The organism is Klebsiella sp. TF21-TM, assembly GCF_019753495.1.
Classification (GTDB): domain Bacteria; phylum Pseudomonadota; class Gammaproteobacteria; order Enterobacterales; family Enterobacteriaceae; genus Klebsiella; species Klebsiella quasipneumoniae.
Window position 1 is genome coordinate 42,982 of record NZ_JAIJYL010000001.1, and the last position, 25,179, is coordinate 68,160.

A 25,179-nucleotide genomic window follows, 5' to 3' on the forward strand; every position below is an offset into this window, starting at 1 on the left:
TGAGACTCCGGGCCTAATTAGACTTCAAGGTAGTTGAGGATCCCGTCAGCCGCTTTACGTCCTTCCGCAATCGCGGTGACCACCAGGTCGGAACCGCGAACGATATCGCCACCGGCGAAGATTTTCGGGTTGCTGGTCTGGAAGGCGTTCTCGCTGCCTTCCGGCGCAATGATGCGGCCCTGGGAGTCCAGCTCGACGCTGTGCTTCGCCAGCCACTCCATGCTGTGGGGACGGAAGCCAAACGCCATGACGACGGCGTCTGCCGGCACCACGTGCTCAGAGCCGGCGACGATCTCCGCGCGACGGCGGCCTTTCGCATCCGGCTGGCCCATCTCGGTGCGCGCCATCTTCACGCCGCACACTTTGCCGTTGGCATTCACTTCCACGCCCAGCGGCTGGACGTTGAACTGGAACTCAACGCCTTCCTCACGCGCGTTTTTCACTTCGCGTTTTGAACCCGGCATGTTCTCTTCGTCACGACGATAGGCGCAGATCACGTGCGCCGCATTCTGGCGGACGGAGGTACGTACGCAGTCCATCGCGGTATCGCCACCGCCGAGAACGACCACGCGTTTGCCTTCCATGCTGACGTAGGGCTCATCGGCGGTTTCGCCAAAGCCCATGATCTGCTTGGTGTTGGCGATCAGGAACGGCAGCGCGTCGTAGACGCCCGGGGCGTCTTCATTGTCCAGCCCGCCGCGCATCGACTGATAGGTGCCGACGCCGAGGAACACGGCATCGTACTCTTTCAGCAGGTCGTCGAGCTGCACGTCGCGGCCCACTTCGGTATTGAGTTTGAACTCAATGCCCATGCCGGTGAAGATCTCCCGGCGGCGGGTCATCACCTCTTTTTCCAGCTTGAACGCCGGGATACCGAAGGTCAGCAGGCCGCCGATTTCCGGATGGCGGTCAAACACCACCGCCTTGACGCCGTTGCGGGTCAACACGTCGGCACAGGCGAGGCCCGCCGGGCCAGCGCCGATGATCGCGACGGTTTTACCGGTCGGTTTCACACCGGAGAGATCCGGACGCCAGCCCATCTCGAATGCCTTATCATTGATATAGCGTTCGATGTTGCCGATGGTCACCGCGCCGAACTCATCGTTCAGCGTACAGGAGCCTTCACACAGGCGGTCCTGCGGGCAGACGCGCCCGCAGACTTCCGGCAGGGTGTTGGTCTGGTGCGACAGCTCAGCCGCCTCAAAAATACGCCCCTCGTTGGCCAGCTTCAGCCAGTTCGGGATGTAGTTATGCACCGGGCACTTCCACTCGCAGTACGGGTTGCCGCAGGAGAGGCAGCGATCCGCCTGCGCCTTGGCCTGGCCTTCTGAAAACGGCTCGTAAATTTCCACAAATTCAATTTTACGGATCTTCAGCGGTTTCTTAGGCGGATCAACGCGCTGCAGGTCGATAAATTGATAAACGTTCTGACTCATCTTAACCCCTTACTGCGCCTGCACCCGCAGCTCAGCTGCGGAACGACTACGGTGACCCAACAGTGCTTTAACATCGCTGGACTTCGGTTTAACCAGCGCAAACTTCGCGGAGAAGGCCGGCCAGTTGGCGAGGATCTCTTCGCCGCGTTGCGAACCGGTAAGCTGCACGTGCTCGGTGATTAAACCGCGCAGGTGCTCTTCATGGATAGCCAGAGAGTCAACGTCCAGCACTTCCACCAGCTCCGGGTTCACGCGTTTACGGAAGTCGCCATCTTCATCCAGGACATAGGCAAAGCCGCCGGTCATCCCTGCGCCAAAGTTGACGCCGGTTTTACCGAGCACGCAGACGATACCGCCGGTCATGTATTCACAGCCGTTGTCGCCGATGCCTTCCACCACGGTGATGGCGCCGGAGTTACGCACCGCGAAACGCTCACCTGCGCGGCCTGCGGCGTACAGACGACCACCGGTCGCGCCGTACAGGCAGGTGTTGCCGATAATGCTGGCTTCGTGGCTGCGGAAAGCGGAGCCCACCGGCGGACGAATGGCCAGCAGACCGCCCGCCATGCCTTTGCCGACATAGTCGTTGGCGTCGCCCGTCAGATGCAGTTCCACGCCGCCGGCGTTCCACACGCCGAAGCTCTGGCCCGCGGTGCCGCTAAAGTGAGCGACGATCGGGTCGCCCGCCAGTCCCTGGTCGCCATGGGTCTGGGCGATATACCCGGACAGCGAGGCTCCCACGGAGCGGTCGGTATTGCGGATATCGAACCAGAACGTTTTGCTCTGCTTTTCATCCACGTACGGTTTCGCCTGCTGCAGCAGCTGGGCATTGAGCACGCCGTTATCGAACGGTGGGTTATTTTCGGTGCAGTACAGCGCTTTGCCAGGATGCGGCTCTGCGGTCTCCAGCAGTTTACCCAGATCCAGTTTCTGCTGCTTGGCGGTGAAACCATCCAGCTCTTTGAGCAGATCGGTGCGGCCAATCAGATCTACCAGGCGCTTGACGCCCAGCTGGGCCATCAGCTCGCGGGTTTCACGGGCGATAAATTCAAAGTAGTTGGTCACTTTGAACGGCAGACCGTGATAGTGGTTCTTACGCAGTTTGTCATCCTGGGTCGCCACGCCGGTCGCGCAGTTGTTCAGGTGGCAAATACGCAGGTATTTACAGCCCAGCGCCACCATCGGGCCGGTACCGAAACCGAAGCTTTCCGCGCCGAGGATCGCCGCTTTGATGATATCGAGGCCGGTTTTCAGGCCGCCATCCACCTGCAGACGGATCTTATGACGCAGGCCGTTAGCGACCAGCGCCTGCTGGGTTTCCACCAGACCAAGCTCCCACGGACAGCCGGCATATTTCACGGAAGAGAGCGGGCTCGCCCCGGTGCCGCCGTCGTAGCCGGCGATGGTGATCAGGTCGGCATAAGCTTTGGCTACGCCGGTGGCGATGGTGCCCACGCCCGGTTCAGAAACCAGTTTGACCGAAATCATCGCTTTCGGGTTGACCTGCTTGAGGTCGAAAATCAGCTGCGCCAAATCCTCGATAGAGTAGATATCGTGGTGCGGCGGCGGGGAGATCAGCGTCACGCCCGGTACCGAATAGCGCAGTTTGGCGATGTACGGAGTGACTTTATCACCCGGTAGCTGGCCGCCTTCACCCGGCTTCGCGCCCTGGGCGACTTTGATCTGGATAACGTCGGCATTGACCAGATAGGCTGGGGTGACGCCGAAGCGGCCGGACGCCACCTGCTTGATGCGCGACACTTTATTGGTGCCGTAGCGCGCCGGGTCTTCACCGCCTTCGCCGGAGTTAGAGAAGCCGCCGATGCTGTTCATCGCTTCCGCCAGCGATTCGTGCGCTTCCGGACTCAGGGCGCCGATCGACATCGCTGCGGTATCGAAGCGTTTGAACAGCTCCTTCGCCGGCTCCACGTCGTCGATGCTGATGGCGTCTTCGCCCGGATTGAGCGCCAGCAGATCGCGCAGCGTGGCCGCCGGACGTTCGTTAACCAGCTTCGCGTATTGTTGATAATCGCTGTACTCGCCGCTCTGCACAGCCTGCTGCAGGGTACGCACCACGTCCGGGTTGTAGGCGTGATATTCGCCGCCGTGAACGTACTTCAGCAGACCGCCCTGAGCCAGCGGCTTGCGCGCCAGCCAGGCGCGTTTCGACAGATTCAGCAGGTCCTGCTGGAAATCGTCGAAGCCGGCGCCGCCGATGCGACTGACCACGCCCTGGAAGCAGAGATCGGAGACATCGCGATGCAGACCGACCGCTTCGAACAGCTTCGAGCAGCGGTAGGAGGCGATGGTCGAGATCCCCATCTTGGACATGATCTTATACAGACCTTTATTGATACCGTTGCGATAGTTCAGCATCACCGCACGGTACGGTTTATCGATAGCTTTGCTGTCGACCAGCTTCGCCAGCGTTTCATAGGCGAGGTACGGATAGATAGCTGTCGCGCCGAAGCCCAGCAGCACGGCGAAGTGATGCGGATCGCGGGCGCTGGCGGTTTCAACGATGATGTTGGCATCGCAGCGCAGACTTTTATCGACCAGACGGGTCTGGATCGCGCCAACGGCCATCGGCGCCGGCACCGGCAGGCGGTCTTTGGCGATGTTGCGGTCAGAAAGAACCAGCAGCACGGTACCATCGCGTACCATTTGCTCCGCTTTGTCGCACAGGGCCTTCACCGTCTCGCTGAGTGAAGCCTCTGCCGGGTTGAAGGTGATGTCGAGGACGTCGGCACGATAGTGCTCTTCTTCCATCGTCGTCAGCTGTTTGAAATCGGAGTACAGCAGGATCGGCGATTTGAAGCTCAGACGATGCGCCTGGCCTTCCGCTTCGCAGAAGACGTTCATTTCGCGCCCGATGCTGGTGGCCAGCGACATGACGTGCGCTTCACGCAGCGGATCGATAGGCGGGTTCGTCACCTGGGCGAACTGCTGACGGAAATAATCGTAGATAATGCGCGGCTGGCTGGAAAGGACGGCGAAAGGCGTGTCATCGCCCATTGAGCCGACCGCTTCCTGGCCATTTTCGCCGAGCACGCGCAGCACCGAGTCCAGCTCTTCCGCGCTGTAGTTAAACTGTTTCTGGTAGCTGGCCAGCAGATCGTCGTCCAGCTGGCGGCTGCCAACCTCTTCGTCCGGCAGATCTTCAAACGGCACCAGGCGACGAACGTTTTTCTCCATCCACTCTTTATACGGATGGCGGCTCTTCAGATCGTCATCGGTTTCCGCTGAGTGCAGAATGCGTCCGGCACGGGTATCGATAACCATCAGCTCGCCCGGGCCCACGCGGCCTTTCTCAACCACTTCGTCCGGCTGGTAGTCCCAGATGCCGACTTCAGAGGCGCAGGTGATGAGCTTATCTTTGGTAATGACGTAGCGCGCCGGGCGCAGGCCATTACGGTCGAGGTTACAGGCCGCGTAGCGACCATCGGACATGACGATACCCGCCGGGCCGTCCCATGGCTCCATATGCATGGAGTTAAAGTCGAAGAACGAACGCAGCTCCGGATCCATATCCGGGTTGTTCTGCCAGGCTGGCGGCACCAGCAGACGCATGGCGCGCACGATGTCCATCCCGCCGGCCAGCAGCAGCTCCAGCATGTTGTCCATTGAACTGGAGTCGGAGCCGGTTTCGTTAACGAACGGCGCGGCGTCGTGCAGGTCCGGGATCAGCGGGGTCTGGAACTTATAGGTACGGGCGCGAGCCCACTGGCGGTTGCCGGTGATGGTGTTGATTTCACCGTTGTGCGCCAGGTAGCGGAACGGCTGCGCCAGCGGCCAGCGTGGTACGGTGTTGGTGGAGAAGCGCTGGTGGAACAGGCAGATAGCCGACTCCAGGCGCAGGTCCGCGAGGTCCAGGTAGAAGCGCGGCAAATCCGCCGGCATACACAGACCTTTATAGATGTTGACCAGGTTGGACAAGCTACAAACGTAGAAATCTTTGTCTTCCTGCAGGCGTTTTTCAATGCGACGACGCGCAATAAACAGACGACGCTCCATATCGCGCGGGCGCCAGCCAGCCGGGGCGTTAACAAAGATTTGCTCAATACGGGGCAGCGAGGAGAGGGCGATTTCACCGAGCACGCCTTCGTTGGTCGGCACATCGCGCCAGCCAACAATCGACAGGGTCTCAAGCTGAAGTTCTTCTTCAACGATGCGGCGTGCCGCTTTCGCCAGTTCAGGATCTTTATTCAGGAACAGCATCCCAACGGCGTAGTTTTTGGCTAAACGCCAGCCGCGCTCTTCGGCAACGATGCGGAAGAAACGATCGGGTTTTTGCAGCAGCAGACCGCAACCGTCGCCGGTTTTACCATCGGCAAGGATTGCGCCACGGTGCTGCATGCGGGCCAGTGCGTGTATCGCGGTTCGCACTACCTTGTGGCTAGGTTCGCCTTCTATGTGGGCGATCAGGCCGAAACCACAGTTATCCCTCTCAAGGGATTTGTCGTACAACATATCAGTGAACCTCCCCAGGCTCTACGGACCCCCTCCGATACCGATTGCGCACAGGCACAGAAAGAGCATGGCGACGGGGTTTGCACCTCGCATTCGCCCTCTTTAAATCCTTTTTGCATCGGTACACAAGTTTGAGGACTTGCTGTTAAGAGGGAATCTCAATTACTGCATAAATATGATGAGCAGAGTGCTCATCCAGAAAGCTTCCAGCGGATTCCCAACTTATCGGGAATCCACACTTACGTCAAATGGCAATCTTATTAATACAAAAATGTGCTATACAGGTGTTAACTTTTTGTTTTTAAAATAGATAATGCCATTTTTTATGCTTTGGATACGTCTGCAGAGGGTAAGACTAGTGTGATCTGTCTCACTGTGCGCGCGGCTTTGCATTACCGATCTGCGCTGAAATATATTTCATTATTAGCATATTCGACTGCTATAAATTTATGTGGTGGATATTAATACTGTTTTTTACCATAAAGTAGATTAGGGCCGTGCGATGAAGAAATATAAGGAAAACTCATTACCCTGTGGGTGAATGAAATTGCAGTAATCATGATTGTTTATGCAATGAGGCGGGGCGCCGCGCTGACGATTGATCCAGGTCATCGCCGTCGGTGACGAAAAGTGGCAGGCTTGGCCCCCTTTGTTGAGGCCGGTCTATCAGATTATGCAGTTACAGAAATTAGTCAATATGTTTGGTGGGGATCTTCTGCGCCGCTATGGCGAAAAGGTCCATAAGCTAACGCTGCACGGCGGTTTTAGCTGCCCGAACCGCGACGGTACGCTGGGCCGTGGCGGCTGCACTTTCTGTAACGTGGCCTCGTTTGCGGATGAAGCCCAGCAGCATCGATCCATCGCCGAACAGCTCGCCCATCAGGCGCAGCTCGTTAACCGGGCAAAGCGCTATCTGGCCTATTTTCAGGCTTATACCAGCACCTTTGCTGAAGTGCAGGTGCTCCGCTCGATGTATCGCCAGGCCGTCAGCGAGGCGAATATCGTTGGCCTCTGCGTCGGCACCCGCCCGGACTGCGTGCCGGAGGCGGTTCTCGACCTGCTCAGTGAATACCACCAGCAGGGGTATGAGGTATGGCTGGAGCTGGGGCTGCAGACCGCGCATGATAAGACCCTGCATCGCATTAACCGCGGGCATGATTTCGCCTGTTACCAGCGCACCACGCGTCTGGCGCGTGAGCGCGGACTGAAGGTTTGCGCGCATCTCATTGTCGGCCTGCCCGGGGAGACCCAGGAGCACGGCCTCGAGACGCTGGAGCGGGTCGTGACCACCGGCGTGGATGGCATCAAGCTGCACCCGCTGCATATCGTTAAAGGCAGCATTATGGCAAAAGCATGGCAGGCCGGTCGTCTCGATGGCATCGAACTGGAGGCGTATACCGTCACCGCCGGGGAGATGATCCGCCACACCCCGCCGGAGGTGATCTACCATCGCATATCGGCCAGCGCCCGTCGGCCCACGCTGCTCGCGCCGCTGTGGTGCGAAAATCGCTGGACCGGAATGGTTGAACTGGATCGCTATCTGAATGAGCAGGGCGCTCAGGGTTCGGCGCTGGGCCGCAGCTGGGTCGCGCCCCAGGCGGTGAAATAGTCTCAGAGGATGCCCGGCGTGATGACTGCGCCGGGCATGGTATTGCTGTCGACTATGCCTGACTGGCTTTCATTGTCACGCGTGGCGTTTTGATCACGAACAGTACCAGCAGGGCGCCGAGCGCGGCGATAGTGCCGGCGAGGACAAAGGCGCTGTCGAATTTACCGGTAGACTGCACGATATAGCCGGTGACAATCGGCCCCACGATGCCGGAGACGCTGCCGATAAGGTGGATAAAGCCGCTGGTGCCGCCGACGCGGGATTTATGCACCACGTCCTGGATAATCGCCCAGTAGATCGCTCCGGTGACATAGAGGAAAAAGATGGAGACAGACATCAGCAGAACGGCAGGAACGACGCTGCTGACGGTACCGGCAAGCCCCACACAGATGGCGGCCATCAGCAGACATACCACCAGCACAATTTTGCGCGACAGCAGCAGGCGTCCGGTGAGTTTAAAAATTTTATCGGAAATATACCCTCCCAGCGCCAGGCCGACAAAGCCGACTATCCATGGAATCATGGTGGTGAGGCTCATCTGTTTAATATCCAGATGGTGCTGCTGAACCAGATAGGACGGGAACCAGCTGAGGAAGAAAAACAAAATATAGTTGTAGCAGAAGAATGCAAAGGCTGTTACCAGAATAATAGGCTGCTTGAGATAATAACCCAGTGAGTGAGCGGTTTGATTTTCTACGGTTTCCAGGGCGTCCTCCTCTTGCTTCATTTTATTAATGAGCATGAGCTCTTCCTGACTGACATGCTTATGTTTGTCAGGCGAGTTGGCGGCAATAAAAAACCACACGACCATCCACACAATACCGATGGCGAAAATAATCATAAACGCCGGGCGCCAGCCGAATGCGAGAGCCAGATAACCGACGATGGGGCCGGCAACCGCGCCGCCCAGCGGAGAGCCGGCGCTGAGCAGCCCTACGGCGGTAGCCGCTTGCTTCTTAGGAAACCAGCCGTTGATCATCTTGTTCGCCGACGCGCAAATCGGGCCTTCAGCCATCCCGAAGAGGACGCGCAGCATCAGCATGGAATAAAAGCCGGTGGCAAAGGCGGTTAAGCCGCAAAATAGCGACCACATCCCCACCGCCAGCCCCAGGACCAGCGTTGCGCCAAACTTATCCACGGCCAGACCGCCAATAAAATTAAATACCGCGTAGCCGAAGAAAAAACTGCCGAAAATAATACCAAACTGTTCGGCGTTTAGCGCCAGATCCTTTTCAATCATCGGTACCGTAATGGATAACGCCACCCGGTCCAGATAATTAATCATATATACTAAAAATAATAACAGGACGATAATCCAGCGGATATTTTTTCCCATGATGACACCGTGATGAGTATGTTATTGAGCTCTGGCGCGACGGATATCAATATTCACGTCGCCCGTTATTTAGTATTTACCCCAGCTGCAGCAATACCTTGCAGCAGGTTTTCCGATCGTTGGCAAAAATCTCCATAGCCTCTTTTACCTGCTCCAGCGGCATGCAGTGGGTGATTAACGCCTCAGGCTGGATAAGGCCTTTCTCCATCCAGTCGATGACCAGCGGAAAACGTCCGCTGTTCAGCCGGGAGGAGAAAATGGAGATCTCTTTACTGGTGATGCTTTGCTGGGTGAGGGTGGACGCCTCGCCGGAGAAGCCGAGTATGCCGATGCGTGCGGCGGGAGAGGCGAGGAGAATGGCCTCCTGAAGGATCGCCGGGTGGCAGGCGGCATCGATGACCAGCGTGGGGGCTATCTGCCGCTGCGCCAGCTGTTCCGCCAGCGGCTGGTGAGTGTTATCCAGCGTCAGATCGGCGCCATTGTCCCGCGCCATCTGCAGACGTTCGGCAATGCGGTCCACGACGATCACCTGCTTAACGCCATACACCCCCTTCAGCGCCTGGATCACCGTCAGACCCATCGGACCTGCGCCGTAGATCAGGGCGATATCCTGCGCCATGGGCTGCAGCTGGGCGGTAATGTTTGCCGCAATGGTAAAAGGCTCAACCATCGTCGCCTGACGATCGCTGATGACTTCCGGAATGCGCCAGGCGTTTTTCGCCGGCACGCAGGCGTAGTCGCTGAATCCGCCGTCGCGGTGAACCCCGATGACCTGGAGCTGCGCACAGACATTCGGCCGCCCCACCGAGCAGGGATAACACTGGCCGCAGCTGACGACAGGGTCGACCGCGACGCGCTCGCCGATGCGTGCCGGAGAGACCTGTTCGCCGACGGCATCGATGATGCCGAAGAATTCATGGCCGATCACGCGGGGATATTTCGCGAAGGGGTTATGGCCCTGATAGATATGCACATCGGAACCGCAGATCCCGGCAAAGGCGATTTTCACCCGGACTTCGTGGGCGCCCGGAGCGGGAACCGGACGTGATTCGATGTTCAGTTGGCCTGGCTCTTTGACAACGACGCTTCTCATTTCTGTTCCTTCCCTTGTCTGTTTTCTGAACAAATATCGTGACTTTTATTACCATACAAGTATGCAATTGATCATAACTAGCTCTGGATCACATTTGGCGAAGGTCGTCAGAAAAAGCCCGGCAATGATTAATCTATTGAAATAAATTGAGAAAAATTATGAATGTAGCGAAAGCGACCTCACCGGCGAGCCGGTCAGCAGGAATGTGATCGCCATCACGACAGTTAAGGCTCAATCAATTATGATTACTGGTATGGTAGTAGGGTGAAATTAAACTATGTTGAGCAGGTGATGACGATGCAGATGACAATGCGCTGGTTTGGACCAGAGGAAGATAAGGTTTCATTAGAGCATATACGCCAGGTCCCCGGCGTGGAGGGGGTGGTCGGCGCGCTCTATGACGTCGCGGTGGGCGAGGTATGGCCGGAGGATAAAATTGAGCGTCTGGTCAGCCAGGCCCATGCCGCAGGCCTGAAAATGGAGGTGATAGAGAGCGTCAACATCCATGACGACATCAAAATCGGCCTCCCTTCTCGTGACCGCTATATTGCCAACTATCAGCAGACCATTCGCCACCTTGCCCGCTTCGGCGTCAAAGTCATCTGCTATAACTTCATGCCGGTGTTCGACTGGATGAAGACGGATATGAACTACGTCCTGCCGGATGGCTCGATGACGATGGCTTTTGAGAAGAAAGATATCGATAAGCGGCTGGAAGACGTGGTGAAGGAGGTGCTTGAGAATTCAAACGGCTTCGCGTTGCCGGGCTGGGAGCCGGAACGGCTGGCGGAAGTGCAGACCCTGTTTGCCAAATATAGCGCGGTGGATGACCATAAGCTGCGGGAGAACCTGGTCTATTTTCTGCAGGCGGTGATCCCGGTTTGCGAAGAGGTGGGCGTGAAAATGGCGATCCACCCTGACGATCCGCCGTACTCGATATTTGGCCTGCCGCGGGTGGTCAAAAACCGCGACGATCTGGACTGGATCTGCCGGGCTGTCGATTCACCCGCCAACGGCATCACCCTCTGCACCGGCTCGATTGCCGAAGATCCGGATAACGACGTATACGCTATTCTGGCTGAGTTTACCCGCCGCAAGCGGATCCATTTTGCCCACGTCCGCAATATTAAACTGATGCAGGATAAAGACTTTTACGAGTGCGCCCATCCGTCAGAATACGGCTCCCTGGATATGTACAAGGTGATGCAAGCGTTGCACGACAACGGCTTCGACGGCTATATACGTCCGGATCATGGCCGCTTTATCTGGGGAGAGACCGGACGTCCGGGCTATGGTTTATACGATCGCGCACTCGGGGTGACCTACCTCAAAGGTCTCTGGGAGGCGCTAAGCAAGCGCTAACCCCTTCCTGACCATGCCTCTTTTTCGCGGCTGGTTCGCCTCGGCGGCCAGTCGTCATATCGGCTCCTTCCCGCATTTTTTGCACAACTTACAGCGCATTGCTCAGAATTGAGTATTATTGTGCGGAGTTGTCGTGAAGGAATCCCCTATGAAGCAAATTCGTATGCTGGCGCAGTATTATGTCGACCTGATGATGAAGCTGGGTCTGGTCCGCTTTTCAATGCTGTTGGCACTTGCGCTGGTGGTGCTGGCCATCGTGGTACAGATGGCGGTCACCATGGTGCTGCATGGCCAGGTTGAAAGCATCGACGTTATCCGCTCTATCTTCTTCGGTCTGCTGATCACCCCGTGGGCGGTCTATTTTCTCTCGGTGGTGGTGGAGCAGCTTGAAGAGTCCCGCCAGCGTCTTTCGCGGCTGGTGGAGAAGCTGGAGGAGATGCGTGAGCGCGATCTGAAGCTGAACGTGCAGCTGAAAGACAATATCGCGCAGTTGAATCAGGAGATTGGCGAACGTGAAAAGGCGGAAGCCGAGCGTGAGACCACCCTCGAGCAGCTCAAAATCGAGATGAAAGAGCGTGAAGAGACGCAGATCCAGCTCGAACAGCAATCCTCCTTTCTGCGCTCTTTCCTCGATGCCTCCCCGGACCTGGTCTTCTACCGCAATGAGGATAAAGAGTTTTCCGGCTGTAACCGGGCGATGGAGCTGCTGACCGGCAAAAGCGAGAAACAGCTGATCCACCTCAAACCGCAGGATGTCTATAGCGAAGAGGCGGCGGAAAAGGTGCTGGAAACCGATGAGAAGGTGTTCCGCCACAATGTATCGCTGACCTATGAGCAGTGGCTGGACTATCCCGATGGCCGTAAAGCGTGCTTCGAAATCCGCAAGGTCCCGTACTACGATCGCGTCGGTAAGCGTCGTGGTCTGATGGGCTTCGGACGCGATATCACCGAACGAAAACGCTATCAGGACGCCCTCGAACGCGCCAGCCGGGATAAAACCACCTTCATCTCCACCATCAGCCATGAGCTGCGTACCCCGCTGAACGGGATTGTCGGGCTGAGCCGAATTTTGCTGGATACCGAACTGACCAGCGAGCAGGAAAAATACCTGAAAACCATCCATGTCTCAGCGGTGACGCTGGGGAATATCTTCAATGATATTATCGATATGGATAAAATGGAGCGCCGTAAGGTGCAGCTCGATAACCAGCCGGTGGACTTCACCAGCTTCCTTGCCGACCTGGAAAACCTTTCCGGTCTGCAGGCGCAGCAGAAGGGACTGCGCTTTGTGCTGGAGCCGAGCCTGCCGCTGCCGCACAAGGTGATCACCGATGGCACCCGCCTGCGGCAGATCCTGTGGAATCTTATCAGCAACGCCGTGAAGTTTACCCCACAGGGCGGAGGGGTGAACGTCCGCGTGCGCTATGACGAAGGCGATATCCTGCACTTCGAAGTGGAAGACTCCGGGATTGGTATTCCTGAAGCGGAGCAGGACAAAATATTCGCCATGTATTACCAGGTCAAAGACAGCCACGGCGGCAAACCCGCCACCGGCACCGGGATTGGCCTCGCCGTATCGCGTCGCCTGGCGCGCAATATGGGCGGCGATATCAGCGTCACCAGCCAGCCGGGTAAAGGGGCGACCTTTACGCTCACCGTCCATGCGCCTGCCATTGCGGAAGAAGTGGAAGATACGCTGGCGGAAGACGACATGCCATTACCGGCGCTCAACGTGCTGCTGGTGGAAGATATTGAGCTCAACGTCATTGTGGCGCGCTCGGTGCTGGAAAAGCTGGGCAACAGCGTGGATGTCGCGATGACCGGCAAAGCCGCGCTGGAGATGTTTGAGCCTGGCGAGTACGACCTGGTGCTGCTGGATATCCAGCTGCCGGATATGACGGGACTGGATATTTCTCGTCAGCTAAAACAGAATTTTGCCGCGGATGAGCTGCCGCCGCTGGTGGCCCTGACCGCCAACGTGCTGAAGAATAAGAAAGAGTATCTGGATGCCGGCATGGACGATGTGCTGAGCAAGCCGCTATCGGTGCCGGCATTGACAGCCATGATTAAAAAATTCTGGGATGCGCCGGAAGAGGAGGCGCAGGAAGCGCCGGCGGCCGATCGGCATAAAGCCGATGCGGTGCTGGATACCGATATGCTTGAGCAATATATCGAACTGGTGGGACCGAAGCTTATCAACGATGGCCTTGCGGTGTTTGAGAAGATGATGCCGGGCTATATGTCCGTCCTTGAGTCTAATCTCACCGCCCGGGATCAAAAAGGGATCGTCGAAGAGGGGCATAAGATCAAAGGGGCTGCGGGCTCTATTGGCCTGCGCCATATCCAGCAGCTGGGTCAGCAGATCCAGACGCCGGACCTGCCTGCCTGGTCTGATAATGTCGCTGAATGGGTTGAAGAGATGAAATCCGAGTGGCAAAACGACGTGGCGGTTTTGAAGGCGTGGGTGGCGAAGGCCGGGAAAAAATGACCCCGGACAGACCGGGGTGCGCGAATACTGCGCCAACACCAGGGAACTGGTGGTTGAGCCAGTGTGATTTGAGTGATGTTGTTACGTGGCGCAACCTGAGAAGTGGATTGCTCGCTCATTAAGATAGCAAAGCTTAACTAATTTGTTACATGAATCAGTAAAATATGTGAAGCATAGCGAGTAAATCGACATTTTTGACTGGTTTCAGCGAGTTGCATGGAGGAGCGAAGGCGATGAAAAAAATTGGTGTGGTACTGAGCGGCTGCGGCGTGTACGACGGCAGTGAAATTCATGAGGCAGTGATTACCCTGCTGGCGATCGCGCGCAACGGCGCGCAGGCGGTCTGCTTTGCGCCCGATAAACCGCAGCGCGACGTCATCAACCATCTGACGGGCGAACCGTTGACCGAGCAACGCAACGTACTGGTTGAAGCGGCGCGCATCGCCCGCGGCGACATCCTGCCGCTGGCGCAGGCGCGTGAGGAGACGCTGGACGCGCTGATCGTCCCCGGCGGCTTCGGCGCGGCGAAAAACTTAAGCAGCTTCGCCGCCGAGGGCAGCGAATGCGAGGTGGACCGCGACCTGCGGGCCCTGACGCTGGCGATGCATCAGGCCGGCAAGCCGCTGGGCTTTATGTGCATCGCTCCGGCGCTGCTGCCGAAGATCTTTGCGTTTCCGCTGCGGATGACTATCGGGACCGATCTCGACACCGCCGATGTGGTGGAGGAGATGGGGGCGGAGCATGTGCCTTGCCCGGTCGAAGACATCGTGGTGGATGAAGAGAACAAAGTGGTTACCACTCCGGCGTATATGCTGGCGGAGAATATTGCGCAAGCCGCTACCGGGATCGAAAAACTGGTCGCCCGCGTGCTGGCGCTGAGCGCATGAAGCTCCGCATTGCGCCCTTCGCGCTGCTTAAACGACTGGCGCTGCGTCTGCTGCTGATCGCCGCCGTCTTCTGGGGCGGGGGGATCGCGCTGTTTAGCGTGCTGCCGGTGCCCTTTTCGGCGGTCATGCTTGAGCGGCAGGTTAGCGCCTGGCTGTCCGGAGATGTCCACTATCTGGCGCACTCCGACTGGGTCGCCATGGATAACATCTCCCCGTGGATGGGGCTGGCGGTGATTGCCGCCGAAGATCAGAAGTTCCCGGAACACTGGGGGTTTGACGTCCCGGCGATAGAAAAGGCGCTGGCGCACAATGAGCGTCACGATACCCGCATTCGCGGCGCATCAACGCTGTCGCAGCAGACGGCGAAAAACCTGTTTCTGTGGGATGGACGTAGCTGGCTGCGCAAGGGGCTGGAAGCCGGGTTGACCGTCGGCATGGAAACCGTGTGGAGTAAAAAGCGGATCCTGACCGTCTACCTGAATATTGCCGAGTTTGGCGATGGGATTTTTGGCGTGGAAGCGGCCGCCCAGCGCTATTTTCATAAGCCCGCCAGCCAGTTGACGCCGGGGGAAGCGGCTCTGCTGGCCGCGGTGCTGCCAAACCCGATCCGCTATCGCGCCGACGCGCCTTCGGGCTATGTGCGCAACCGCCAGGCCTGGATCTTACGTCAGATGCGACAGCTGGGTGGGGAAGGGTTCATGCGTGAGCATAAGCTCTATTAGCGGGTTAATCCGGCGCCGGGGCTGGTACAGTCGCCAGTCGTCCGTCGCCGGGAAGCGTCACGTTTAATCTTCGTCAAATCCGGCATTAAACAGGGCAATCACCGCGGCGAGGGCTTCCACTTCCTGCGGACCGCTGGCCTCCACCTCTATCTGCCGTCCTTTCGCCGAGTCCAGCATCAGCAGGGCAATGACGCTGTTGGCTTCCGCCTCCGTGCCTTCATCATTGCGTAGCAACACCTCGGCATCGAAATTCTGCATTAGTTCGAACAGCTTCATCGCCGGGCGGGCGTGCATGCCCAGCTTATTGGTGATTTCAACGGTCTGCTTTACGGTCATGATTTACGTTTTTCCAGCGTCCGATGACGAGACTGTACGTTTTTGCCGCGCGAGCGGAAGTAGTCAGCCAGTTGTTCAGCAATATAAACCGAACGATGTTTACCGCCGGTACAGCCAATGGCCACCGTCAGATAGCTGCGATTGTTGGTCTCCAGCATCGGTAACCATAGCTCAAGATAGCTCCGGGTCTGGTAAATAAAGTTGTGCACTTCGGTGTGCCGATCGAGGAAGGCGGCCACCGGTTTATCCAGACCGGTCATAGGACGCAGCTTCGGATCCCAGTGCGGGTTTGGCAGAAAGCGCACGTCAAAGACGTAATCGGCATCGATCGGGATACCGTGCTTAAAGCCGAAGGATTCGAAGACCATGGTCAGTTCGCGTTCACGTTTACCCAGCAGCCGGGTGCGCAACATTTCCGCCAGCTCGTGAACCGACATCTCCGAGGTATCGACAATCAGGTCGGCACGCGAGCGCAGGGGCTCCAGCAGATCGCTCTCTTCGTCGATGGCGCTTTCCAGCGACAAATTCTTGCTCGACAGCGGATGCAGGCGACGGGTGTCGCTGTATCGACGGATCAGCGTGTTGCGATCGGCATCGAGAAACAGCAGCTGCGGCGAAAAGCACTCCGGCAGGTTTTTCATGGCCTGCTCGAAGATCTCCGGTGATTCCGGCATGTTCCGCACGTCGATGCTGACGGCCGCCGAAATATTGCGGTCAGCCAGCGACCGTGCCAGATCGGGCAGCAGCACGACCGGCAGGTTATCCACGCAGTAAAAGCCCATATCTTCCAGCGCTCGCAGAGCGACGGATTTACCCGAGCCCGAGCGGCCGCTGACGATCATCAGTACCATGTACCGTTTCTCCTCAGTACGATAAAGGATAAGGTGCGACTGCCGTTATGCGTCATCGCTGCTTCCTGCTTCGGTGATGATCTCATACAACTCTTCATCGCTCTGCGCCGCGCGCAGGCGACGACAAATCGCTTTGTCGGCCAGTCGTTTGGCCACCAGGGAGAGCGTATGCAGGTGGGTTTTTGTCTGATCGGCCGGCACCAGCAGCGCGAACAGCAGGTCGACAGGCTGATTGTCGATCGCGTCGAAGGCGATGGGGGTTTCCAGCTGGACAAAAACGCCGACAGCACGCAGCGTATCCTCTTCCAGTTTTCCGTGGGGAATGGCGATACCATTGCCAATCCCGGTACTGCCCATTTTTTCGCGGGTGAGGATCGCTTCGAACACCACCTGCGGCGGCAAACTTAACTGTTTGGCGGCCAGTTCGCTAATGATTTCCAGAGCACGCTTCTTGCTCTGGCAGTGAACCTGGCTACGGGTACATTCCTGGTTCAGGACGTTGCTCAGTTGTAGAGCCGAATCGTTGTTCATCATAATTTCACCTGAGCGCCCCCCGCGCCCGTCGCCGATGTTAACTGACGGCGGACGCAGGGGGGCCCGGACAATTAGTGTTGTTTTAGTTTATCTTTATGCTTCGTTAACTGCCTTGCCAGCTTGTCGATAAGACCATCGACAGCCGCATACATATCCTGCCCTTCCGCACTGGCATGGATTTCGCCACCGTTGACATGCAGATTCGCGTCCGCAATTTGCGTCACTTTCTCTACTTTTAACACAATATAGACCTGATTGATCCGGTCGAAAAATTGTTCCAGCTTGCTGAACTTCGCCGTGACGAAGTCGCGCATCGCGGGAGTGATCTCGACGTTGTGTCCTGTAATGTTGAGCTGCATAGTGTCTTCCTTATCGGTTGTGTCAGACCAGTTGTTTACGCTGGTTTGACGGCGGGATGGATAAAGACTCTCTGTACTTCGCGACAGTGCGGCGCGCGACCATGATACCCTGCTCGGACAACATGGAGGTGAGCTTACTGTCGCTCAACGGCTTCGCGGGGTTTTCCGCGGCGATGAGTTTCTTCACCAGCGCGCGAATCGCCGTCGACGAGGCTTCGCCGCCGCCTTGGGTATTAACATGGCTGGAGAAGAAATACTTCAGTTCAAAAATACCGCGTGGACTGTGCAGATATTTTTGCGTGGTGACACGGGAAATCGTCGATTCATGCATCTCGACGGCCTGGGCGATATCGGCCAGCACCATCGGCTTCATATACTCTTCACCCTGTTCGAAAAAAGCCTGCTGCTGTTCGACGATGCAGCGGCTGACGCGAAGCAGGGTATCGTTGCGGCTTTCAAGACTTTTGATCAGCCAGCGGGCTTCCTGAAGATTGCTGCGAATGAACTGGCCGTCGGCGTCATTGCGGGCGCTGTTGCCCATTGCCGCATACTGCTGATTAATTTTCAGCCGTGGAATGCTGTCGGCGTTGAGCTCCACGGTCCAGCGGCCGCTGACCTTGCGCACCAGCACGTCGGGAATGACATATTCCGGTTCGCTGGTTTGAATGGACTGGCCAGGACGGGGATCCAGGGACTGGATCAGATTTACCGCCTCTTTCAGCACCTCTTCTTTCAGGCGGGTCACCCGCATCAGGGTGCGGAAATCATGGTTGGCCAGAAGATCGAGATGATCGCTGATAATCAGCCGGGCCTCTTCCAGCCATGGCGTCTCTTTGGCGAACTGCGAGAGCTGGATCAGCAGGCAGTCGCGCAGATCTTTCGCCGCGACGCCAACCGGATCGAAACGCTGGATGCGCTTCAGGACGGCTTCCACTTCTTCGAGGCCGATCTCCTCATCGCCGATGCTGTCGACGATATCTTCAATCTGAACGGTGAGGTAGCCCGTATCGTCGACGGCGTCGACAATGGAGGTGGCGATGGCGCGGTCGGTATCGGTGAAGGGCGTCAGCTCGACCTGCCACATCAGGTAATCCTGCAGCGTCTGGGTGGTCTCGCCTTGATAAACGGGGAGTTCGTCGTCCTGGTAGTCCACGCCGTTGCCTGACGGCGTACCGGCGGTATAGATTTCATCCCAGCTGGCATCGAGAGGAAGCTCGTCGGGCATCTCTTTTTGCTCAAGCGCGTCGACGGTATCGAGAGACTCGCGGTCCTCCACCTCTTTCGCCTCTACCTCGTCGTGAAGATCGGTTTGCTCAAGCAACGGGTTACTTTCCAGCGCTTGCTGGAGCTCTTGCTGGAGTTCTAACGTGGACAACTGCAGCAAACGAATCGCCTGCTGCAGCTGCGGCGTCATGGCAAGCTGTTGGCTAAGCCTTAATTGCAAACCTTGCTTCATGTTCAGGGTAAATATCTCCGGCTAAAACGTCTGTAACCTCTACCCTATCAGAGTCTGAAGTCTTCCCCAAGATACACGCGCTTAACCTGCTCATCTTCGAGGATCTGCTGCGGTGTACCATGAGCGATAAGGTGTCCCTGACTGACAATATACGCGCGTTCGCAGACGGCGAGCGTCTCTCTGACGTTATGATCGGTAATCAGTACGCCGAGGCCGCTGTCGCGCAAATGCTCAATGATGCGTTTGATATCGATAACCGAGATCGGATCCACGCCGGCAAAGGGTTCATCCAGAAGAATAAATTTCGGGTTTGCCGCCAGCGCGCGAGCGATTTCGACGCGGCGGCGTTCGCCACCGGAGAGCGCCTGACCGAGGCTGTCGCGCAGGTGCTCAATATGAAACTCTTCCATCAGCTCTTTGGCGCGATCTTCCCGCTGTTCGCTGCTCAAATCGTCACGGATCTGCAGAACCGCCATCAGGTTGTCATAGACGCTCAGGCGACGGAAAATCGAGGCTTCCTGCGGCAGATAGCCGATCCCCCGGCGCGCGCGCGCGTGCAGCGGCAGCAGGCTGATGTCTTCGTCATCAATGATGATATTGCCCGCGTCGCGCGGCACAATCCCGACCACCATGTAGAAGGTGGTGGTTTTACCAGCGCCGTTGGGGCCGAGCAAGCCGACAATCTCCCCCGAGTTAACGGTGAGACTGACATCTTCCACCACGCGGCGGCCTTTATACGCTTTAGCGAGATTCTTCGCAGTTAAGGTTGCCATAACGGATTAGTTACTCTTCTTTTGCTGGTTGCCGCTTTTGTCCTGCAGCTCGGACGGCACCAGAACGGTGGTGACGCGTCGACCTTTGTCGCTGAAGGCCTGCATTTTTTGCTCTTTCACCAGATAGGTGATCTTGTCGCCCTTGATGTTGCTGTCGAGCTGTTCAAGGTACGCGTTGCCGGTCAGCACGACGTAATCGTTCTGCAGCTCATAGCGCATTTTCGACGCCCGGCCTTTTACCGGTTTGCCGTTATCCTGCATCTGGTAGAAGGTGGCCGGGTTACCGAAACCTTCGATCACCTCTTTGCCTTTTTCATTGCCCGGACGGGTGACTACCACTTTATCAGCGTTAATCTTGATCGTCCCCTGAGTCACGACCACGTTACCGGTGAAGGTGACGACGTTGCCCTGCATATCCAGCGACTGCTGATCGGATTCGATATGGATCGGCTGATCGGTATCGCCCGTCTTGGCGAGGGCCGGCAGGCTGGCGGCCAGTAACGCGCCGGCGAGCGCAATCTTAAGGCTGAGTTTGTTTGTTCTGAATTTCATAAGAGGTTCTCACCTTTTCAATCAGCTCGGCATTTTTGCTGCGAAGGTTTCCACGCATTTTCAGGCCGCTGGAATTAAATGTGGTGCCGTATAACGTCACCATGTCATCGGAGGTAACGTCCTGCGTTACCAGATTTATCTGGGCGTTATCCGTCGTAATTTTGCGCAGTTGAGAGTCTGGCGCGAGCGCATTCACCTCAACGTGCCCGTAAAGATAGAGCATCCGGTCATTTGTCAGCTTCGCTTTATCAGCCCTGACTGACCAGGTCGGCACCTTATTGGTATCAAAGGTGGTCATCACCGGTTTGGTAAACCAGGAGACCTCCTGATCGGAAAAATACTCCACGTGCTCGGCGATCAGCCGATAGCTCAGGGCGCCTTCCGGACTGTACACCACGGTGTCAGTGTGTTCGCTTTTATACGTCGGGTCGTTGGGATTGACCTCCGGTTGGGCCGTGTCGTCCGTATTCGCCAGATTCAGGCCGATGAGGATCAGCGCAAGCAGCGACAGTAAAATGATAACCCAACGTCTGGTTTTACTCATATTGATTGCCCTTTGGCCTCATCCAGCTTGCCCTGCGCCAATAGTAACAAATCGCAGACTTCGCGTACCGCGCCGCGTCCGCCATTAATCCGGGTGATGTAATCGGCGCGCGGCAGCAGCAGCGGATGCGCATCCGCGACGGCGACGCTGAGGCCCACTTCGGCCATCACCGGCCAGTCAATCAGATCGTCGCCGATGTAGGCGACTTCCTCTGGCCGCACGCCCAGTTTGTCAGTGAGATCGCGGAACGCCAGCAGCTTGTCCGACTGCCCCTGATACAAATGCGTAATGCCCAGCGTCTGACAGCGATCTTCTACCAGTTTAGCTTTTCGTCCGGTAATAATCGCCACTTCAATGCCAGAGGTCAGCGCGCAGCGGATACCATAGCCATCGCGGACGTTGAACGCTTTCAGCTCCTCGCCGTGATTACCCATATAGATAAGCCCGTCGGATAATACACCGTCGACATCGAGGATCAGTAGACGGATCTTAGCCGCGCGATCGAGAAACGTCTGGCTTACCGGCCCATAGCAGGTCGCTAACTGAGCATCAGCATTATTCATTATTTTTTCCTTACTTACACTACGCCCGCGCGCAGGAGATCGTGCATATGTACCACACCCAGCAGATGGTCGCCATCGGCAACCAGCACGCAGGTGATATGACGGGATTGCATCAGGTTTAGCGCATCCACCGCCAGGGTGCCGGGACGGATGCGGATCCCTCCCCGGGTCATGACGTCGGCAATGCTGGCATCGCGCATATCGACGCCGGTGTCGAAGACCCGGCGCAGGTCACCGTCGGTAAAGATACCGATGATGTTCATGTCGTCATCGCAGATAGCGGTCATACCTAAATTTTTACGAGTGATTTCCAGCAGCGCATCGCGCAGGGTGGCCTGCAGGCCGACGTGCGGGATCTCATCACCGGTATGCATAATATCATTGACGCGCAGCAACAGCTTACGACCGAGTGCGCCGCCCGGATGCGAGAGAGCGAAATCCTCAGCGGTAAAGCCGCGGGCCTCCAGCAGGGCGACGGCGAGGGCATCGCCCATCACCAGCGCGGCGGTGGTGCTGGAGGTGGGGGCCAGCCCTAATGGACAAGCCTCTTTCGGCACTTTCACGCACAGATGGATATCCGCCGCGCGCGCCATGCTGCTTTCTGGCCGGCTGGTGATGCAGATAAGCTTCACCTGCTGGCGTTTCAGGACCGGGATCAGCGCGAGGATTTCGTTCGATTCGCCGGAGTTCGACAGCGCAATCACCACGTCCTGCGGCGTAACCATGCCCAAATCGCCGTGCGCGGCTTCGCCTGGGTGGACAAAAAATGCCGACGTGCCGGTACTGGCGAAGGTTGCCGCCATTTTGCGGCCGATATGGCCGGATTTGCCCATCCCCATCACCACGACTTTCCCGCCGCAGCGGAAAATCGTTTCGCAGGCGCGGGTGAAATCTTCATTTATATATTGATCGAGCTGGGCCAGACCTTCACGTTCAATTTCCAGCACCTGACGGCCGGCCTGTTGAAAGTCAAAATCCGTGGGCAAATCTATTTGCGACATGATGTTATCCCGAGTCATTCAACGAAGAGCGGCGCTGTCCAGAACAGCATCGCCAACCAAACCACAAAACCACCGACCAGCAGCGCGCCAACCAGTCGTCCCGGCTGCTGCCTACGGCGCCAGCACAGCACCGCGAAGATCAGGCTGACCAGCAACATCACGCCATAGTCGCGGGTAAAGGCTTCCGCCGCAAAGGCTCCCGGCGCGATCAGCGCCGGCAAACCCAGCACCAGCGCAATATTGAGGATATTCGCGCCGATGATATTGCCGATGGCAATGTCATCTTCCCCTTTGCGCGCCCCGGCGATGGCGGTGGCCAGCTCCGGCAGGCTGGTGCCTATCGCCACTACCGTCAGGCCGACGGTCAGTTCGCTGATGGCAAAATAGTTTGCCAGCACCGTGCTGTTATCCACCACCATGCGGGTGGCCATCGGCATGACGATCATCGCCACCCCTAACCACAGCAGAGCGACCGGCAGCGACCCTTCACGCGGCAGTTCCGCCAGCTGTTCGCGGGTCAGGCTATCGCTTCCCTGGCGTTCCGCCAGACGGGCAATCTTGATGGTGAACAGCAGCCATAGCAGCGCCAGCGCCAGTAAAAACAGGCCGTCGAGACGGGACAGTTGACCATCATAGAGCACCAGCCCCGCCAGCACGCTGACCAGCAACATTAGCGGTAATTCGCGGCGCAGAATATCAGAATGCACGGTAAATGGCCTGAGTAAGGCAGCCAGACCGAGGATCAGGAGAATATTGGTGATATTGGAGCCGAGCGCGGTGCCCACCGCCAGATCGGTCTGCCCATGCAGCGAGGCCGCGGTGGAAACCATGATCTCTGGCAGGCTGGTGCCAATACTCACCACCGTCATACCAATGATCAGCGGCGGGATCCCCAACATGCGACAAAGGATGGAGGCGGCATAGACCAGACGATCGGCGCTGTAGACAACCAGCAATAAACCAATAATTAACAGAGCCGTCGCTAAGAGCATCTAAAGTCCTTTCTTCAGGTATAATCGTCGCCTCGCTGGGTTATCCCTACGCAGCGTAACGAATTCTTAATTTTGACTTTATGCGTGCCAAAAGTAAAACAAATGCCAGCTTTCGCTAACCTGTGCAGGTAAGATTCTGTAAAAATGTTGTGATTGTGGCGTAAGAAAGGGCGATGCTTGCCCATCAGGTGCTTAGTAAGGATGATTTTATGAGCCAAACTCAGGCGAATTTAGTTGAAGTGCGCGGTATCCGCTTTTCTCGCGGCGATCGCGTGATCTTCGACGACATCTCGCTGTCGGTGCCGCGCGGTAAAATTACTGCGATTATGGGACCTTCGGGGATCGGCAAGACTACCCTGTTACGCCTGATCGGCGGACAGATCCCGCCGGACAGGGGAGAGATCCTGTTCGATGGCGAGAACGTGCCGCAGATGACCCGTTCACGTCTGTACACGGTGCGTAAGCGGATGAGCATGCTGTTCCAGTCCGGGGCGCTGTTTACCGACCTCAATGTTTTTGACAACGTCGCCTACCCGCTGCGCGAACATACGCATCTGCCGCCTGCGCTGCTGCATACGACGGTGATGATGAAGCTGGAGGCGGTGGGGCTGCGCGGTGCGGCGAAGTTAATGCCCTCCGAGCTTTCCGGCGGCATGGCGCGCCGCGCCGCCCTGGCGAGGGCCATCGCCCTGGAGCCGGATCTCATTATGTTCGACGAACCGTTCGTCGGGCAGGATCCCATCACCATGGGCGTGCTGGTGAAGCTGATTTCTGAACTCAACAGCACGCTGGGCGTCACCTGCATCGTGGTTTCGCACGATGTGCCTGAGGTGCTGAGCATCGCGGACTATGCGTATATCGTGGCGGATAAAAAGATTGTCGCCCACGGCAGCGCCCAGTCGCTACGGGAGAATGCCGACCCTCGGGTTCGTCAGTTCATTGATGGTATTGCCGACGGCCCGGTGCCGTTCCGTTATCCGGCTGGCGACTATCACCATGATTTATTAGGCATAGGGAGTTGAGCGACTGATGCTGTTTAATGCGCTGGCCGCGCTAGGCCATCGCGGTATTAAAACCACCGCGACCTTTGGACGCGCCGGATTAATGCTGTTTAACGCCGTTGTCGGCAAACCAGAGTTTCGCAAGCACGCGCCGCTGCTGGTTCGTCAACTCTACAACGTCGGCGTTCTGTCGATGCTGATTATCATTGTATCGGGCCTGTTTATCGGTATGGTGCTCGGGCTGCAGGGTTATCTGGTCTTAACTACCTACAGCGCTGAGACCAGTCTTGGCATGCTGGTGGCGCTGTCGCTGCTGCGCGAGCTGGGGCCGGTGGTCGCCGCGCTGCTGTTTGCCGGTCGCGCCGGGTCGGCGCTGACCGCCGAGATTGGCCTGATGCGGGCCACGGAACAGCTCTCCAGTATGGAGATGATGGCGGTGGATCCGCTGCGCCGCGTCATTTCTCCCCGTTTCTGGGCCGGCGTCATTTCGCTGCCGCTGCTGACGATTATCTTCGTCGCGGTGGGGATCTGGGGTGGCGCGCTGGTGGGCGTGAGCTGGAAGGGCATTGACGGTGGTTTTTTCTGGACCGCGATGCAAAATGCCGTCGACTGGCGAATGGATCTGGTGAACTGCCTGATTAAGAGCCTGGTATTCGCCATTACGGTAACCTGGATTGCGTTATTCAATGGTTATGACGCTATCCCCACTTCCGCCGGGATTAGCCGGGCGACTACACGCACCGTGGTGCATGCGTCGCTGGCGGTTCTGGGGCTGGATTTTGTGCTGACTGCGCTGATGTTTGGGAATTGAGTT

General features: G+C 57.3%; 22 protein-coding genes. 7 read left to right on the forward strand and 15 right to left on the reverse strand.

The window, feature by feature from the left end:
* Positions 1-17: 17 nt before the first annotated feature.
* Positions 18-1,436, reverse strand: coding sequence for a glutamate synthase subunit GltD (gene gltD, locus K5R89_RS00220; protein ID WP_032454181.1), 1,419 nt, complete (start codon positions 1,434-1,436; stop codon positions 18-20).
* Positions 1,437-1,445: 9 nt separating this feature from the next.
* A complete protein-coding gene (gltB, locus tag K5R89_RS00225; RefSeq protein ID WP_044524842.1) occupies positions 1,446-5,906 on the reverse strand; it encodes a glutamate synthase large subunit in 4,461 nt (1,486 codons plus the stop codon).
* Positions 5,907-6,579: 673 nt separating this feature from the next.
* Between gltB and K5R89_RS00230 the strand changes: the two genes are divergently transcribed.
* Positions 6,580-7,515: a TIGR01212 family radical SAM protein gene (locus K5R89_RS00230; protein ID WP_049013923.1), complete on the forward strand. Its 936-nt coding sequence runs from the start codon at positions 6,580-6,582 to the stop codon at positions 7,513-7,515.
* A gap of 52 nt (positions 7,516-7,567) precedes the next feature.
* Here the strand turns inward: K5R89_RS00230 and K5R89_RS00235 are convergent, their stop codons facing one another.
* Both K5R89_RS00235 and K5R89_RS00240 read right to left on the reverse strand, forming a co-directional pair.
* Positions 7,568-8,851, reverse strand: coding sequence for an MFS transporter (locus tag K5R89_RS00235; protein WP_023291136.1), 1,284 nt, complete (start codon positions 8,849-8,851; stop codon positions 7,568-7,570).
* A gap of 76 nt (positions 8,852-8,927) precedes the next feature.
* Entirely contained in the window at positions 8,928-9,944 is a 1,017-nt protein-coding gene (locus K5R89_RS00240) for a Zn-dependent oxidoreductase (RefSeq protein WP_048335409.1), read from the reverse strand.
* Between the two features lie 297 nt (positions 9,945-10,241).
* Here K5R89_RS00240 and uxuA point away from each other — a divergent pair, with 297 nt between their 5' ends.
* From uxuA to mtgA, 4 genes are all read left to right on the forward strand, one after another.
* Positions 10,242-11,306: a mannonate dehydratase gene (gene uxuA / locus K5R89_RS00245; RefSeq protein WP_050533778.1), complete on the forward strand. Its 1,065-nt coding sequence runs from the start codon at positions 10,242-10,244 to the stop codon at positions 11,304-11,306.
* Between the two features lie 148 nt (positions 11,307-11,454).
* Positions 11,455-13,794: an aerobic respiration two-component sensor histidine kinase ArcB gene (gene arcB / locus K5R89_RS00250; protein ID WP_032454177.1), complete on the forward strand. Its 2,340-nt coding sequence runs from the start codon at positions 11,455-11,457 to the stop codon at positions 13,792-13,794.
* 233 nt (positions 13,795-14,027) lie between these two features.
* Positions 14,028-14,681 carry an isoprenoid biosynthesis glyoxalase ElbB gene (gene elbB, locus K5R89_RS00255; RefSeq protein WP_049013921.1) on the forward strand — a complete coding sequence of 218 codons (654 nt, stop codon included), beginning with the start codon at positions 14,028-14,030 and terminating at the stop codon, positions 14,679-14,681.
* Positions 14,678-15,403 carry a monofunctional biosynthetic peptidoglycan transglycosylase gene (mtgA, locus tag K5R89_RS00260; RefSeq protein WP_023291131.1) on the forward strand — a complete coding sequence of 242 codons (726 nt, stop codon included), beginning with the start codon at positions 14,678-14,680 and terminating at the stop codon, positions 15,401-15,403. The genes elbB and mtgA overlap by 4 nt, the downstream gene beginning before the upstream one ends.
* A 63-nt stretch (positions 15,404-15,466) precedes the next feature.
* Here the strand turns inward: mtgA and npr are convergent, their stop codons facing one another.
* The 11 genes from npr to K5R89_RS00315 form a co-directional block, all read right to left on the reverse strand.
* Complete coding sequence (gene npr / locus K5R89_RS00265) at positions 15,467-15,739, reverse strand: PTS phosphocarrier protein NPr (RefSeq protein ID WP_002918431.1); 273 nt, start codon at positions 15,737-15,739, stop codon at positions 15,467-15,469.
* On the reverse strand, positions 15,736-16,590 hold the full coding sequence (rapZ, locus tag K5R89_RS00270; RefSeq protein ID WP_004206208.1) for an RNase adapter RapZ: 855 nt from the start codon (positions 16,588-16,590) through the stop codon (positions 15,736-15,738). The genes npr and rapZ overlap by 4 nt, the downstream gene beginning before the upstream one ends.
* Positions 16,591-16,635: 45 nt before the next feature.
* A complete protein-coding gene (ptsN, locus tag K5R89_RS00275; protein ID WP_004144926.1) occupies positions 16,636-17,124 on the reverse strand; it encodes a PTS IIA-like nitrogen regulatory protein PtsN in 489 nt (162 codons plus the stop codon).
* Between the two features lie 71 nt (positions 17,125-17,195).
* Entirely contained in the window at positions 17,196-17,483 is a 288-nt protein-coding gene (gene hpf / locus K5R89_RS00280) for a ribosome hibernation promoting factor (RefSeq protein ID WP_004206206.1), read from the reverse strand.
* Positions 17,484-17,505: 22 nt separating this feature from the next.
* Entirely contained in the window at positions 17,506-18,939 is a 1,434-nt protein-coding gene (gene rpoN / locus K5R89_RS00285; protein WP_087826734.1) for an RNA polymerase factor sigma-54, read from the reverse strand.
* Between the two features lie 47 nt (positions 18,940-18,986).
* Positions 18,987-19,712 carry an LPS export ABC transporter ATP-binding protein gene (gene lptB / locus K5R89_RS00290; protein WP_004206203.1) on the reverse strand — a complete coding sequence of 242 codons (726 nt, stop codon included), beginning with the start codon at positions 19,710-19,712 and terminating at the stop codon, positions 18,987-18,989.
* Between the two features lie 6 nt (positions 19,713-19,718).
* On the reverse strand, positions 19,719-20,264 hold the full coding sequence (lptA, locus tag K5R89_RS00295) for a lipopolysaccharide ABC transporter substrate-binding protein LptA (protein WP_002918415.1): 546 nt from the start codon (positions 20,262-20,264) through the stop codon (positions 19,719-19,721).
* Positions 20,233-20,808, reverse strand: coding sequence for an LPS export ABC transporter periplasmic protein LptC (lptC, locus tag K5R89_RS00300; RefSeq protein WP_002918413.1), 576 nt, complete (start codon positions 20,806-20,808; stop codon positions 20,233-20,235). Before lptC ends, lptA begins: the two co-directional genes overlap by 32 nt.
* Positions 20,805-21,371: a 3-deoxy-manno-octulosonate-8-phosphatase KdsC gene (gene kdsC, locus K5R89_RS00305; protein ID WP_023319211.1), complete on the reverse strand. Its 567-nt coding sequence runs from the start codon at positions 21,369-21,371 to the stop codon at positions 20,805-20,807. The genes lptC and kdsC overlap by 4 nt, the downstream gene beginning before the upstream one ends.
* A 14-nt stretch (positions 21,372-21,385) precedes the next feature.
* Positions 21,386-22,372, reverse strand: a complete 987-nt coding sequence (kdsD, locus tag K5R89_RS00310) for an arabinose-5-phosphate isomerase KdsD (protein WP_023291128.1) — start codon at positions 22,370-22,372, stop codon at positions 21,386-21,388.
* 14 nt (positions 22,373-22,386) lie between these two features.
* A complete protein-coding gene (locus K5R89_RS00315) occupies positions 22,387-23,364 on the reverse strand; it encodes a calcium/sodium antiporter (protein WP_023291127.1) in 978 nt (325 codons plus the stop codon).
* Between the two features lie 209 nt (positions 23,365-23,573).
* Between K5R89_RS00315 and mlaF the strand changes: the two genes are divergently transcribed.
* The gene (mlaF, locus tag K5R89_RS00320) at positions 23,574-24,386 is read left to right on the forward strand and encodes a phospholipid ABC transporter ATP-binding protein MlaF (protein ID WP_004206196.1); all 813 of its coding nucleotides are present in this window, start codon (positions 23,574-23,576) and stop codon (positions 24,384-24,386) included.
* A 7-nt stretch (positions 24,387-24,393) separates the two neighbouring features.
* A complete protein-coding gene (gene mlaE / locus K5R89_RS00325; RefSeq protein ID WP_004150949.1) occupies positions 24,394-25,176 on the forward strand; it encodes a lipid asymmetry maintenance ABC transporter permease subunit MlaE in 783 nt (260 codons plus the stop codon).
* Positions 25,177-25,179: the final 3 nt, after the last annotated feature.